The organism is Dyella marensis (genome assembly GCF_900112865.1).
GTDB lineage: Bacteria > Pseudomonadota > Gammaproteobacteria > Xanthomonadales > Rhodanobacteraceae > Dyella_D > Dyella_D marensis_A.
On the sequence record NZ_FONH01000005.1, the window covers coordinates 136,097 to 148,720 of the forward strand.

General features: G+C 68.0%; 13 protein-coding genes. 5 read left to right on the top strand and 8 right to left on the bottom strand.

The window, feature by feature from the left end; genetic code table 11:
- The first annotated feature begins 259 nt into the window (after window positions 1–259).
- Window positions 260–2,758, top strand: coding sequence for a S9 family peptidase (locus tag BM172_RS10175; RefSeq protein ID WP_026635432.1), 2,499 nt, complete (start codon window positions 260–262; stop codon window positions 2,756–2,758).
- Window positions 2,759–2,839: 81 nt separating this feature from the next.
- On the opposite strand, the gene BM172_RS10180 is transcribed toward BM172_RS10175, so the two are convergent.
- From BM172_RS10180 to rpmB, 4 genes are all read right to left on the bottom strand, one after another.
- Complete coding sequence (locus BM172_RS10180) at window positions 2,840–3,106, bottom strand: Txe/YoeB family addiction module toxin (RefSeq protein WP_026635433.1); 267 nt, start codon at window positions 3,104–3,106, stop codon at window positions 2,840–2,842.
- 17 nt (window positions 3,107–3,123) lie between these two features.
- Window positions 3,124–3,378 (bottom strand): type II toxin-antitoxin system Phd/YefM family antitoxin, encoded by a 255-nt coding sequence (locus BM172_RS10185; protein WP_026635434.1) that lies wholly within the window; start codon window positions 3,376–3,378, stop codon window positions 3,124–3,126.
- Window positions 3,379–3,661: 283 nt separating this feature from the next.
- Window positions 3,662–3,829, bottom strand: coding sequence for a 50S ribosomal protein L33 (rpmG, locus tag BM172_RS10190; RefSeq protein WP_026635435.1), 168 nt, complete (start codon window positions 3,827–3,829; stop codon window positions 3,662–3,664).
- Window positions 3,830–3,842: 13 nt separating this feature from the next.
- Complete coding sequence (gene rpmB / locus BM172_RS10195) at window positions 3,843–4,079, bottom strand: 50S ribosomal protein L28 (RefSeq protein WP_026635436.1); 237 nt, start codon at window positions 4,077–4,079, stop codon at window positions 3,843–3,845.
- 324 nt (window positions 4,080–4,403) lie between these two features.
- On the opposite strand from rpmB, the gene secB reads away from it, so the two are divergent.
- The 4 genes from secB (at window position 4,404) to BM172_RS10215 (ending at window position 9,982) form a co-directional block, all read left to right on the top strand.
- Complete coding sequence (gene secB / locus BM172_RS10200) at window positions 4,404–4,895, top strand: protein-export chaperone SecB (RefSeq protein ID WP_026635437.1); 492 nt, start codon at window positions 4,404–4,406, stop codon at window positions 4,893–4,895.
- A 9-nt stretch (window positions 4,896–4,904) separates the two neighbouring features.
- The gene (locus BM172_RS10205; protein ID WP_026635438.1) at window positions 4,905–5,930 is read left to right on the top strand and encodes an NAD(P)H-dependent glycerol-3-phosphate dehydrogenase; all 1,026 of its coding nucleotides are present in this window, start codon (window positions 4,905–4,907) and stop codon (window positions 5,928–5,930) included.
- A 378-nt stretch (window positions 5,931–6,308) separates the two neighbouring features.
- Window positions 6,309–9,335, top strand: coding sequence for a DEAD/DEAH box helicase (locus BM172_RS10210; RefSeq protein WP_026635439.1), 3,027 nt, complete (start codon window positions 6,309–6,311; stop codon window positions 9,333–9,335).
- A gap of 29 nt (window positions 9,336–9,364) precedes the next feature.
- Window positions 9,365–9,982: a class I SAM-dependent methyltransferase gene (locus BM172_RS10215; RefSeq protein ID WP_026635440.1), complete on the top strand. Its 618-nt coding sequence runs from the start codon at window positions 9,365–9,367 to the stop codon at window positions 9,980–9,982.
- Between the two features lie 70 nt (window positions 9,983–10,052).
- On the opposite strand, the gene BM172_RS10220 is transcribed toward BM172_RS10215, so the two are convergent.
- From BM172_RS10220 to BM172_RS10235, 4 genes are all read right to left on the bottom strand, one after another.
- Window positions 10,053–10,382, bottom strand: coding sequence for a hypothetical protein (locus tag BM172_RS10220; protein WP_026635441.1), 330 nt, complete (start codon window positions 10,380–10,382; stop codon window positions 10,053–10,055).
- Between the two features lie 84 nt (window positions 10,383–10,466).
- Window positions 10,467–10,853, bottom strand: coding sequence for a nuclear transport factor 2 family protein (locus BM172_RS10225; protein ID WP_026635442.1), 387 nt, complete (start codon window positions 10,851–10,853; stop codon window positions 10,467–10,469).
- A gap of 17 nt (window positions 10,854–10,870) precedes the next feature.
- The gene (locus BM172_RS10230; protein ID WP_026635443.1) at window positions 10,871–11,560 is read right to left on the bottom strand and encodes an HAD family hydrolase; all 690 of its coding nucleotides are present in this window, start codon (window positions 11,558–11,560) and stop codon (window positions 10,871–10,873) included.
- 60 nt (window positions 11,561–11,620) lie between these two features.
- Window positions 11,621–12,532 carry a helix-turn-helix transcriptional regulator gene (locus BM172_RS10235; protein ID WP_051548712.1) on the bottom strand — a complete coding sequence of 304 codons (912 nt, stop codon included), beginning with the start codon at window positions 12,530–12,532 and terminating at the stop codon, window positions 11,621–11,623.
- Window positions 12,533–12,624: the final 92 nt, after the last annotated feature.

Below are 12,624 nucleotides of genomic sequence, written 5' to 3' on the forward strand. Positions count from 1 at the left end.
TGCGATAGCCAGAAACGCCTCATCATTACTCACCGCTTCAAGGTGGAATCCTTCTCCCTCCGGGAGCACGCGGGGAGCGCACATGGATGTGCGCGGCTCTGAGGAGCGAGGAAGGTGCCGGCAGGCGGATGAGGGTTCGGCGAAGCGACAACGTCGCAGCCCCCTACATGACTAACAGCAGGGCGCACCTCCCTTCACGCGCGGTGTAACTTCCTACGGTCGCGCCCGCCATCCCGGGCGCCCTCCAGGAGACCGCACGATGCCGTCCGTCCGCCCCAAGGGACTTTCCCTCGCCGCCGCCTTGCTCGCCTGCCTGCCCGCCGCCGTGCTGGCCGGCTACGACAAGCCGCCGGAGCCGCTGCTCGGCGTGATGCATGCGCCGCTGCCGGCGACCCCGGTGCTCGATCCCACCCGCCAGCGCATGCTGCTGGTCGAGCAGTCGCAGTATCCGCCGATCGCGCGCGTGGCCGAGCCGTATCTGAAGCTCGGCGGCCTGCGCATCGAGCCGGCCAATCATGCGCGGCACGATGCCTCGAGCGGCTACGGCATCCGCACCTGCCTGAAGAGCTTCACGGTGGAAGAAGTTGCCAGCCACAAGCAGTTGCCGGTGACGCTGCCGGCTGATGCCTGTCCGAGCGTGCCGCAGTGGTCGCCCGACGGCCGCCGCTTCGCCTTCGCCAATACCACGAAGGAGCGCACCGAGCTGTGGCTGGGCGATGCGCTGACCGGCCAGGTGCGCCGCGTCGACGGCGTGTGGCTCAACCCGGTGATGGAAGACGACGTGCAATGGCTGCACGGCAGCGATTCGCTGCTGGTGAAGCAGGTGCCGGCCAATCTCGGCGCTGCGCCCAAGGTAAGCGAGACCTCCGGGCCGGAGATCAAGGAATCGATCGGCGGCAAGGGCGAGAGCAGCACCTACGAAGCCCGCGACACGCTGGGCAGTCCCGAAGACGAAGCCCTGTTCGAGTACTACGGCACGGCGCAGCTGGCGGTGGTCGATGCGGCCAGCGGCAAGGTCAAGGCGGTGGGCAAGCCGGGCGTGCTGGCCGGTGTGTCCGGCGCGCCCGACGGCGAGCATGTGCTGGTGGAGACGCTGAAGAAGCCGTACTCCTACGTCACCACCTATGAGCGTTTCGCGCGCGACGTCAGCGTGCTCGACGTGCGCAGCGGACAGTCCACCACGATCGCCTCGCTGCCGGTGGCCGACCGCGTGCCGGTGCGCGGCGTGCCGGTGGGCCCGCGCGATTTCGACTGGCGCGCCAATGCGCCGGCCACCCTGGTGTGGCCGGAGGCGCTGGACCAGGGCGACTGGAAGGTCAACGTCCCGCAGCGCGACAAGGTCATGCTGTGGAGCGCGCCGTTCAGCGGCAAGCCGCAGGAAGTGGCGCGCACCGTCCAGCGCTACAGCGGCATGCGCTGGCTGGCGCAGGGCGACGAGCCCTTCGTCTACGAGTACGACGCCAACAAGCGCTGGATCCGCATCAGCCGCGTCGACGTCGCCCATCCGGCCAAGCCCGCGCGCACGGTGTGGGATTACTCGATGGACGAGAACTACAAGCAGCCCGGCACGCTGCTGATGCAGCAGCAGCCCGACGGCGCGCGCGTGGTCCGGCAGGAAGGCGACTACGTCTATCTGGCCGGCGCCGGCGGCACGCCGCAAGGCGACCGGCCTTTCCTCGATCGCTATGCGCTGTCGAGCGGACGCACCGAGCGCCTGTTCCGCGGCGACGGTGCGGACCACTACGAAACCGCCCTGGCGGTGCTGCCGGGCGGCGAGCGCTTCATCACCGCGCGGCAGTCGCCGGCCGAGCCGGCGAACCTGTTCCTGCATGCGCTCGGCGCGCCGGTGAGCGATGCCAAGCCCGGCGAAGCGGCGTTCGCCTCCAGCAGCGAGGCGATCACGCATATCGCCGATCCCACCCCGCAGGTGCGCGGCATCGCCAAGCGGCTGGTCACCTACAAGCGCAAGGACGGCGTGGAGCTGTCGTTCACCCTGTACACGCCGCCGGGCTACAAGGAAGGTACGCGCCTGCCGGCCGTGCTGTACGCCTATCCGCAGGATTTCGCCGACCCGGGCAAGGCGGGGCAGGTGAGCGGGTCGCAGCAGAAGTTCGACCTGCTGCGCGGCTATCGCCTGCTGCTGTTGTCGGGCTACGCCATCATCGACAACGCGTCCTTTCCGATCGTCGGCGATCCGCGCACCGCGTACGACACCTATGTCGAGCAGTTGGTGATGGACGCGCAGGCTGCCGTGGACAAGGCGGCGGAGCTGGGCGTGGTCGATCCTGACCGCGTCGGCGTGACCGGTCACAGCCACGGCGCGCTGATGACCGCCAACCTGCTAGCGCACACCGGGCTGTTCCGCGCCGGCGTGGCCACCAGCGGCGGCTACAACAAGGACCTGACGCCGTTCGGTTTCCAGAACGAGCGCCGCTCGCTGTGGCAGGCGCCGAAGGTGTACGAGCAGGCCTCGGCCTTCTTCCATGCCGACCGCATCAAGGCGCCGCTGCTGATCATGCACGGCATGGACGACGCCAATCCGGGCACCGAGCCGATCCAGTCGCCCAAGCTGTTCCAGGCGATCCGCGGCCTGGGCGGCACCACGCGGCTGGTGATGCTGCCGCACGAGCCGCACTGGTACACCGCGATGGAGTCGAACGAGCAGGAGGTGTACGAGATGCTGAGCTGGTTCGACAAGTACGTGAAGAACGCCGCGCCGAAGGCTGCGGCGAAAGAGCAGGGCAAAGCCGCGCCCTGAAGTGGGCACCGGCGCGGACGTTGCGTCCGCGCCGGCATCATGCCGCCATGCTTGAAAGAGCGCGTATCCCCCGCCCTGATTTCAGTGATCGCCGTAGTGGAACTTGCAACTGATGATGGAGATGCACTCATCATCGAAGGCGTAGATCAGGCGGTCCTTCTTGTTGACGGATCTGGACCAGAAGCCGGCCAGATCGCCGCTCAACTCGTGAGGATCGCCCAGGCCGTCGTTGGGAGCCCGCTGCGCATCCTTGATGAGGGCATGAATTTTCTTCAGGGTCTTCTTGTCTTCGGCCCAATCCTGGTAGTCCTTCCAGGCTTCGTCCGTGAACTTGATGCTTCGCGCCATCGAGCGCCCTCCTTTTCCTACTCCTCGATCAGCGTCCGCTTCTTGGCCTTGCCGGCCTTGAACTGAGCGATGGACTTGGCGAGGTGATCGCGGTTTTCCCTGTTGCTGAGCAGGTGCACGGTGTCTGCCATCGAGTTGTAGTCCGCCAGGGACATGACTACGGCGTCTTCGTGATCGCGGCGATGGATGATGGTGATGGAGCAGTCGCTTGCCACAGTATCCAGCACCTCTTTGAGGTTGTTACGGGCGTCGGAAAAACTGACGACTCGCATAGGGTTCTCCTGTCTTGCCGGTGGCGCTGATGCCTTGCTTGACTTGTGCAGATTATTGCACAAGTCGAGTTTAGGGCATGTCCTAAAGCCGCAACAAAGCAGCCAACTCGGACCTGTCCCGACACCTATGGCAATGACTTTCTTGATTCCCTATGGCCTGCCGAGGTTAGTCGCCAAGCCTCACCTCAAGCCAGCTTCGCGGCCAGGATTCAGACAAAAGGAGCCTGCGCAAGGCCAAAAAAAACCCGCCACATGGGCGGGTTTTTCACGGAATGCAGATCAATTACTTGATCTTGCCTTCCTTGTAGATCACATGCTTGCGGACCACCGGATCGTACTTCTTGAACTCGAATTTGTCCGGCGTGTTCTTCTTGTTCTTCTGCGTGGTGTAGAAGTGGCCGGTGCCGGCCGAGGAGATCAGGCGGATCTTGTCGCTCTTGCTCTTGGACATGGCTCAGGGCTCCTTAGATCTTCTCGCCGCGGGCACGCAGGTCGGCGATCACGGCCTCGATGCCCTTCTTGTCGATGGTGCGCAGCGCCTGGTTGGAGACGCGCAGTTTCACCCAGCGATTCTCGCTGGCGACCCAGAAGCGGCGCTCGTGCAGGTTGGGCAACCAGCGGCGACGGGTCTTGTTGTTGGCATGCGAGACGTTGTTACCAGTCTGCACACCCTTTCCGGTGACTTGGCATACACGGGCCATGATGACCTCCGTAGATTCGTAGACCGCCCGTTGGCCAGGGCGACATCGGCCCAGCGGCGCCAGGCGCCACGCGATGCTGGAGGTTGCTGCTTTCGGGGGCTGCCGTGAGGTCCGCATCGCGTCGCGGACGTGCCCGTAAGGCCGGGCCGGCATGGCCGAGCCGCGCATTCTCTCAGAAACCCGGGCGCTTGCGCAATCTTTAAGCAGGCCGGGAGCTTGGGGGCACTCCGAAAGCCCGGGCGGATCGCATGGCGGCCTGCCGGGATGTATGGAACAATCGGCCTCTTTGTCCGTTTCCGCAATCCAGATCGAGGGGTTTCACAGATGGCAGACGTCAACGCCAACGGCCAGGCCGGCCAGCCGCAGCTGGTGCTGCAGAAGATCTATGTGAAGGACGTGTCGTTCGAGGCGCCCAACGCTCCGCACATCTTCCAGGAGATCGGCGAGACCGACCAGCAGCCGCAGGTCCAGCTCAACCTCGGCCAGCAGGCCACCGAGCTGGGCAACGACCTGTACGAAGTGGTGCTCAGCCTCACCCTGACCTGCACCCTGGGCGACCGCACCGCCTACCTGGCCGAAGTGAAGCAGGCCGGCGTGTTCGGCGTGGCCGGCTTCGGCGAGGCCGACCATGCCGGCATCATCGGCAGCTACTGCCCGAACCTGCTGTTCCCCTACGCCCGCCAGGTGATTTCCTCGCTGGTGATGGAGGGCGGCTTCCCGCCGTTCCTGCTGCAGCCGATCAACTTCGACGCGCTCTACGCCGAGCAGCAGCGCCGCGTCGCGGGCGGCGACGAGACCCCGGCCCTCAATAGCTGAGTTTCCTCCATGGCTGAACGTCCGACCCTGGCGGTTTTGGGAGCCGGCTCGTGGGGGACGGCGCTCGCCGCCCTCACCACGCGCAACGGCGTGCCGACCCGCTTGTGGGGCCGGGACGCCGCGGCGCTGGCGGCGATGGCCGAGGCCGGCCAGAACCGGCGCTACCTGCCGGAGATCCAGCTGCCGTCCGGGCTGCGCTTCGAAAGCGACCTGGCCGCCGCCGTGCGCGGCGCCGGGATCGTGTTGATCGTGGTGCCCAGCCATGCCTTCGCGGCCATGCTGGACGAAGTGGCGCCGCTGCTCGATCCAGGCGCGGGCGTGGCCTGGGCCACCAAGGGCTTCGAGCCCGGCACCGGCCGCTTCCTGCACGAACTGGTCGACGAGAAACTGCCCGGTCGCGCCGCGGCGGTGGTCACCGGCCCGTCCTTCGCCAAGGAAGTCGCGCTGGGCCTGCCCAGTGCGGTCACCGTGCATTCCGACGACGAAGCCTTCGCCCAGCAGCTCGCCTCGATGCTGCATGCGCCGAACTTCCGCGCCTATTCGGGCGGCGACGTGCTCGGCGCCGAGCTGGGCGGCGCGATGAAGAACGTGCTGGCCGTAGCCACCGGCGTCGCCGACGGCATGGACCTTGGGCTCAATGCCCGCGCCGGCCTGATCACCCGCGGCATGAACGAAATGCTGCGCCTGGGCGTCGCGCTCGGCGCCCGCCCGGAAACCCTGATGGGCCTGTCCGGCCTGGGCGACCTGGTGCTGACCTGCACCGGCGATCTCTCGCGCAATCGCCGCCTGGGCCTGGCCCTGGGCCGCGGCATCGCCATCGACGAGGCCGTGCGCCAGATCGGCCAGGTGGTGGAAAGCGTGGTCACTGCCGACGAAGTGGCCCGCCTGGCGGCCAAGCATGGCCTGGACCTGCCGATCAGCGGCGGCGTGCGCGCCGTGCTGCACGGCGAAGTGACGCCGGTGGAAGGCCTGCGCGCGCTGATGTCGCGCGAGCAGAAGCCGGAGTATCCGCAAGGCCTGTTCGGCACCGCCTGAGTATCCCGATGCACCGCTTTCACGCCCGTCGAAAAAAACGGGCGCGGAAGCGCGCATCTATACATCGGCCTTGGAGCCTGCTTAGGGTCTCTGAATAGCCCGCGTTGTCGTTGAGTAGCCTCCAGGCGGCGGTGCGTGGCGCCGGCCTGGCTGGCCGCCAGGTCAAGCCGCGCGCCGCCGCCTGGAGGCTACTCAACGACAACCCGAAGGGCCGGGTCTGTTTGCCCGCATGGCGGCGTCATCACTCAGTCGTGTACGGACGTACACTCCTTCATTCTTCCTTGCCATGCGAGCAAACAGCTCCCGGCGCGGGCTATTCAGAGACCCTAAGCAGGCTCTAAGCTCGGTCTTTTGGTCTTCCCGGCGGATCGCACGCGCATGCAGCAACCCGACGAGAAACGCTACGCCGAAGCCGCTCCGCCGCATCACGAGGAGAACGCGGAAGCGCTGCCGTCCGTATGGCGCCGCCTGCTGGACGACGGTGCCGCCGCGGTCGTCGCCGAGCGCGGTGTGCTGGGTTTCTTCATCGACGCGATTCCGGAAGAAGGCACGCCCTACGTGCGCCTGGAGCTCGCGCCGGTACTGCTGGCGGTAGCCGAGCAGGGCCGCTTCGCGCGTCCCACGCCGCTGGACAGCCGCCATCTCGCCCATCTGCCGCTGGATCCGCCGGAGCAGCGCCTGGCCGCTACCGTGCTGGGCCTGCCGCAGACCGTGCGCAAGAGCCGCAGCTATGCGCGCCTGGCCGGCCACGTCGGCGACACCCTGCTGGCCGAAGTGCTCGACACCGCGCCGTGCTTCCTCGGCGGCCTCGCCGGGTTGCGCCTGTCGCGCGGCAAGGGGCACCTGCTCAACTGGCACTGGCACCTGGAGAAGGACGGCAGCCAGAAGCTGCTGCCCGCGCTGCCGGCCAACCAGCGCCTGGTGCGCATCGACGGGCTCTGGTACCTCGATGCCGAACGCGCCGAGCTGGGTCACCTGGAAGCGCCGCCCGAGGAAACCCAGTGGCTGGACCTGCCGCCGCTGAAGCACGAAGACAGCGCGACCCTGCGCGATGCGCTGCCGGGCAGCCGCCTGGCCCATCGCATCCCGGCGCCGCAGGTGTTCGACGAGCTGCGCCGCTCCGAGCAGTCGCCGCGCCCGGTGCTGATCCTGCACGCGCTCACCCGCCACGCCCGCCTCGCCGCCGGCACGCCACCGCTGGCTTACGCGCGGCTGGCGTTCGACTATGCCGGCGAGCGCCTGCCCGGCCGCGGCGGCGAGCCGCTGGTACGCCGCGTGCGCCAGGGCACGCTGGTGGAGATCACCCGCCGCCGCGCGGAAGAACTCACCGCGATGGAGCAGCTCGAACGCGCCGGCCTCACGCCGGGCGTGGATACCGAGGGCCTGCCCTGGGATCTCGCCGACACGCTGCCGGAAGATGCCTGGCTGTTCCCCGGCAAGGGCTATGCCGGCGCGCTGGAAGTGAACACGCCCGCGCGCTGGCTGGCACTGCGGCCCAAGCTCGAAGCCGAGGGCTTCCTGCTCGAATACGCGCCGAGCTTCCCGTTCGAGGTGCTGGAAGGCCCGGTGCAGTGGTACGGCAATGCGGTGGAAGACGCCGACGACCACGCCTTCGACCTGGAAATCGGCATCGAGCTGGAAGGCAAGCGCCACAACCTGCTGCCCGCGGTGGCGCAGGCGCTGGCCGAGCACACGCTCAATCTCAGCCCCGCGCCGAACGAACCCGAAGACGCCGTGTGGTACGCGCCGGTGGACGAACGCCGTCGCGTGCCGGTGCGCCTGAAGGAACTGCGCGGCCTGCTGGCGCCGCTGGCCGAATACCTGGAAAAGCCGCGCAAGAAGCTGCACCTGCCGCGCGTGCAGGCCGGCCGCCTGGAGGAAATCGTCGAGGCGCTGCCGTCCGGCGCCGCGCTGGAAGCGCCCGAACAGCTGCGCGGCTTCACCGCACGCCTGCGCGACGCCGCCGAGCGCGCCAGCGACGCGGTGCCGGAAGGCCTCACGGTGGAACTGCGCCCCTACCAGCGCGAAGGCCTGCGCTGGCTCAACGCATTGGCCGAGGCCGGCGTCGGCGGCGTGCTGGCCGACGACATGGGCCTGGGCAAGACTCTGCAGCTGGTCACCCACCTGCTCGCGCTGAAAGAACGCGGCGCGCTGACCCAGCCGGCGCTGATCGTGGTGCCGACCAGCCTGATCCCGAACTGGCAGGCCGAGATCGCGCGCTTCGCACCCGCGCTGAAAGTACTGGCGCTGCACGGCCCACAGCGCGGCGGCGAGTTCGCGCAGCTGGGCGCGCAGGACATCGTGCTGACCAGCTATGCGCTGCTGCCGCGTGACGTGGTGGCGCTGCGCAAGCAGCCGTTCGAGCTGATCGTGCTGGACGAAGCGCAGCAGGTGAAGAACCCGCGCACGCAGGCGCGCCGCGCCGTGCTCAGCCTGCGCGCGCCGCGCTGTATCTGCCTGACCGGCACGCCGCTGGAAAATCACCTGGGCGAGCTGTGGTCGCAGGTGGACCTGGCGGTGCCCGGCCTGCTCGGCGACGAAGGCGCGTTCCGCCGCCACTACCGCGTGCCGATCGAGAAGCAGCACGACACCGAGTGCCAGGATCGCCTCAACCGCCGCCTGGCGCCGTTCATCCTGCGCCGGACCAAGTCGCAGGTGGCCTCGGAGCTGCCGCCGAAGACCGAGATCACCCGCCGCGTGGTGCTGGAAGGCCGCCAGCGCGAGCTGTACGAAAGCCTGCGCCTGTCGCTGGCGGAGGAACTGCGCGAGGTGATCGCGCAGCGCGGCATCCAGCACAGCGGCATCGTGGTGCTCGATGCGCTGCTCAAGCTGCGCCAGGTGTGCTGCGATCCGCGCCTGGTGAAACTGGAAGCCGCGCGCGGCGTGCGCGACTCGGCCAAGTTCGACCTGCTGATGGACATGCTGCCGGCGCTGCTGGCCGAAGGGCGCAAGGTGCTGCTGTTCTCGCAGTTCACCGAAATGCTGCGGCTGATCGCGCATGAGCTGGACCGCCACCGCGTGCCCTACGTGGTGCTCACCGGCGAGACGCGCGACCGCGCCGAGCCGGTGCGGCAGTTCCAGGAGGGCGACGTGCCGCTGTTCCTGCTCTCGCTCAAGGCCGGCGGCGTGGGCCTCAACCTCACCGCCGCCGACACCGTGATCCACTACGACCCGTGGTGGAACCCGGCGGCCGAGGCGCAGGCCAGCGACCGCGCGCACCGCATCGGCCAGGACAAGCCGGTGTTCGTGTTCCGCCTGATCACTTCCGGCACGGTCGAAGAACGCATCGAGGAGCTGAAGGCGCGCAAGGCCGAACTGGCCGAGGCGGTGCTGGAAGGCGGCGGCACGCGCGAGCGGCTGAGCTTCGACGAGGAAGATCTCGACGCGCTGCTCGCGCCGGGTTGATCGAACACCGTCAGGGATGCGGGGGCGCCATGAGCAATCGCGAATCACGTTGGGACGAGGTGTATCGGAGCAGGAGCGTCGATACGGTGAGCTGGTACCAGGCCCGGCCGACGATGTCGCTTGCGCTGATCGGGCATGCCGGCGTGCCCAAGGGTGCGCCGCTCATCGACGTCGGCGGCGGCGCCTCGTCGCTGGTCGACCATCTGCTGCGCGAAGGCCATGCGGACCTGGCCGTGCTGGATCTGTCGGACGGTGCGCTGGCCACCTCGCGCGAGCGCCTGGGCGACGCCGCCGGCCAGGTCGACTGGATCGCCGGCGACGTGCTCGCCTTCGCGCCGACGAAAAGATACGCGCTATGGCACGACCGCGCGGTCTTCCATTTCCTTGTCGACGCGGGCGAACGCCGGCGCTATCTCGACGCGCTGCGGCGCGCATCGCAGGCGGGCACGCAGGTGGTCGTGGCGACCTTCGCCGAAGATGGCCCGGAGCGTTGCAGCGGCCTGCCGGTGGCGCGCTATCGCGCTGCCGAGCTGCACGCCGTGTTCGGCGCGGACTACGAATTGCTGGAAAGCACGCGCGAAACGCATCGCACGCCGGGTGGCGCGGAGCAGCACTTCACCTGGATACGGATGCGGCGCCTGCGCTGACAGCTCGTCATCCCGGCCTGCGCCGGGATGACGAAATCCCGTGGCGCGTCGTAATGGGTTTGCGGGTATCTCACTGCGCCCGCGTGCGCAGCAGCGCATCGACAGCCTGCTGCCATTCCGGCGAACCGGGCTGCGCCTGCGGCGCCTCCTGCCCCAGCTTGCGCTGCACGGCGTCGTTCCATTCGTCGGAACCGCCATCCGGGCCGTGTCCGTCGCCGTCGTTGATGGCCAGGCGCCGGTCCACCCACTGATACCACTCGTGCGAGCCGAGCATGGCGTTGACCGGTGCGGCCGCGGAGGCGGATGCCTGGGGCTTGGGCGGCTTGTCGTTCTGCGGCGCCTGCGGCGCGGAACAGGCGGCCAGCAGCACGGCCAGCGGCAGGAAAGCGAGTCGACGCATGACATCTACCCCGTTAACTCAGAGAGCCAAGCCTAACCCCCGTCGCCGCCATGGCGGTGAATCGCGCCTGACACGCCTGGCTGTTCAGTCGCCTTCGAGCGCCACCGTGCCCTGGTGGTAAAGGATCTTCCAGTCCTCGCCGTCGCGCCGCCAGATCGTCGCGCGGCGCGTGACGCGCTCGCCCTGGTGCAAGGTGTAGGTGACCAGATAAGCCCGCCCGTCGATCGGCGCGCAGTGGAAATCCTCCAGCTGCAGCGGCTCGTCCAGCCAGCCGTTGCGATGGCGTTCCTCCAGCATCGCAAGCACGTAGTCGCGGCTGTAGCGCCGGCCCGAGGCGCCGACTTCGCGGAAGCCGGCAGCGGTCATGCGCTCGAAGTCCGCGCGCGCATGGCCGAACTCCTCCTGGTGGAAGATCGGTTCGCGCCGGCGCAGCGCCGCGCGCACTTCGTCCAGTTCGTTCGCAGCCGTCATGGCGGGATGTTCTGCGCTCACTGCCGCGCCGCCACTTCGTCGATGTGCTTGAGCAGGTCTGCCGGATCGTCGTACACGCGAAAGGCGCCGGAGCGCGCCAGCTCGTCCTCGCCATAGCCGCCCGAGAGCAGGCCGACGCCGAGCGCGCGGGCGCGCTGCGCGGCGAGCATGTCCCAGATGCTGTCGCCGATCACCAGCGACTGCTCGATGTCCACGCCGAGCTTTTCCGCCGCGGCAAGGAACAGGTCCGGATCCGGCTTGGCATGGCGCACCTGGTCGCGCGTGATCACCGGCACCTTGGACGGATCGACGCCGAGCGCCTCGATGTTGTGCGCGGCGGTGGCCATGCGCCCGCTGGTGGCGATGGCCCAGGGATAACCCTGCTCGGTGAGATAGGCCAGCAGCTCGCGCGCGCCGGGCAGCGGCCGCACCAGGCCCTGGCTGTGCTGGCGGTTGAAGGCCTCGACGTGGCGCTGGTGCAGCCGCGCCAGGCGCTCCTCGGTGATCTCCAGCCCTGTTTCGCGCAACAGGATATTGGTGAACAGGCCGCCGCTCATGCCGATCTTGCGATGGATGCGCCATACCGACAGTTCCACGCCCTCGGCGTCGAGCGCTTCCTTCCACGCCAGCACATGCTGGTAGACGCTGTCGACCAGGGTGCCGTCGAGGTCGAACAGGAAGGCGGTGCTGCTGCGCGGGCGGTGCATGGCGGGACTCCGGCGGGTGGGGTGCACAGTGTCGCACCCTGTCCCGCCTGCGTGTTCGCTTCATAGTCGTTCCTGGTTCGGCGCCGTGGTGGCCCGGATCGCGCGCATCTCGCCGGGACACATGCCCTGGATACGCTTGAACAGGCGATAGAACGCCGCCTTGCTGGCATAGCCGACCTGCTCGGCCACGTCCGCCACCGATAGCCGCGGATCCTGCAGCAGCCGTTCGGCCAGGTGCATGCGCCAGTAGGTGATGTACTGGCCCGGCGGCATCTTCATCAGCTGGGTGAAGCGCTGGGTGAACGACGAACGCGACATGCAGGCGAGCGCGGCCATGGTCTGCACGTTCCAGCCGCGGCTCGGGTCCTCGTGAATGGCGTTGAGCACCTTGGAAATGCGCCGGTCCGAGAACGCGGTGAACAGGCCGAGGTTGGCATCCGAGCGCTTGGCGTAGTGGCAGATGGCAATGGTGAAGAGGATCTCGGCCAGCTTGTTGAGGATCACGCCGCGGCCGGTGATGTTGGAATGCGAGACTTCGATCATCGCGTTCGACAAGCGCCGGTAGACATCGCCGGCATCGCCGGGCCGGATCACGAACCATGGCGGCAACACTTCGTGGAACTGCCGGTGCCAGCCGCCGGTGAAATACAGGCGGCCGCGGATCAGGCTGGGGCCGTTGATCTGCAGGTCGATCGCCTTCAGGTCGCCATTGCCGTCGAACGAGGCAATCAACAGATCGCCCGGCTCCAGCCGGACCGGTGCGCCGATCGACGAGCCATGCACCTGGCAGGCGTGCGCGCCGGCCAGGTGGAACATGCCGCAATACTGCCGCGACGGTGACTGCTGTTCGTCCGCATCGGTGCCCTGGATGTCGACGTGGACCAGCGAAAGATCGAGCAGGGTCTCGAGCGAACGGATGAGGTCATCCCGATGGCTTCGCTTGACGAGGGCGGTTTTCAGCTCGGTATACATACGGATGTTCCCCTTTGCTACGTCGATGTGGCGCTGCGAGAGGTTCGTTCATGCGCTTGCCGCCCCGGACGGAGCAGCGACGGCAGAGGCCT

Bases quoted from the DNA above. Each gene is read 5' to 3' on its own strand.
- BM172_RS10175 (WP_026635432.1), top strand. From the start codon at position 260: ATGCCGTCCGTCCGCCCCAAGGGACTTTCCCTCGCCGCCGCCTTGCTC.
- BM172_RS10180 (WP_026635433.1), bottom strand. From the start codon at position 3,106: ATGGCGCGAAGCATCAAGTTCACGGACGAAGCCTGGAAGGACTACCAG.
- BM172_RS10185 (WP_026635434.1), bottom strand. From the start codon at position 3,378: ATGCGAGTCGTCAGTTTTTCCGACGCCCGTAACAACCTCAAAGAGGTG.
- rpmG (WP_026635435.1), bottom strand. From the start codon at position 3,829: ATGTCCAAGAGCAAGAGCGACAAGATCCGCCTGATCTCCTCGGCCGGC.
- rpmB (WP_026635436.1), bottom strand. From the start codon at position 4,079: ATGGCCCGTGTATGCCAAGTCACCGGAAAGGGTGTGCAGACTGGTAAC.
- secB (WP_026635437.1), top strand. From the start codon at position 4,404: ATGGCAGACGTCAACGCCAACGGCCAGGCCGGCCAGCCGCAGCTGGTG.
- BM172_RS10205 (WP_026635438.1), top strand. From the start codon at position 4,905: ATGGCTGAACGTCCGACCCTGGCGGTTTTGGGAGCCGGCTCGTGGGGG.
- BM172_RS10210 (WP_026635439.1), top strand. From the start codon at position 6,309: ATGCAGCAACCCGACGAGAAACGCTACGCCGAAGCCGCTCCGCCGCAT.
- BM172_RS10215 (WP_026635440.1), top strand. From the start codon at position 9,365: ATGAGCAATCGCGAATCACGTTGGGACGAGGTGTATCGGAGCAGGAGC.
- BM172_RS10220 (WP_026635441.1), bottom strand. From the start codon at position 10,382: ATGCGTCGACTCGCTTTCCTGCCGCTGGCCGTGCTGCTGGCCGCCTGT.
- BM172_RS10225 (WP_026635442.1), bottom strand. From the start codon at position 10,853: ATGACGGCTGCGAACGAACTGGACGAAGTGCGCGCGGCGCTGCGCCGG.
- BM172_RS10230 (WP_026635443.1), bottom strand. From the start codon at position 11,560: ATGCACCGCCCGCGCAGCAGCACCGCCTTCCTGTTCGACCTCGACGGC.
- BM172_RS10235 (WP_051548712.1), bottom strand. From the start codon at position 12,532: ATGTATACCGAGCTGAAAACCGCCCTCGTCAAGCGAAGCCATCGGGAT.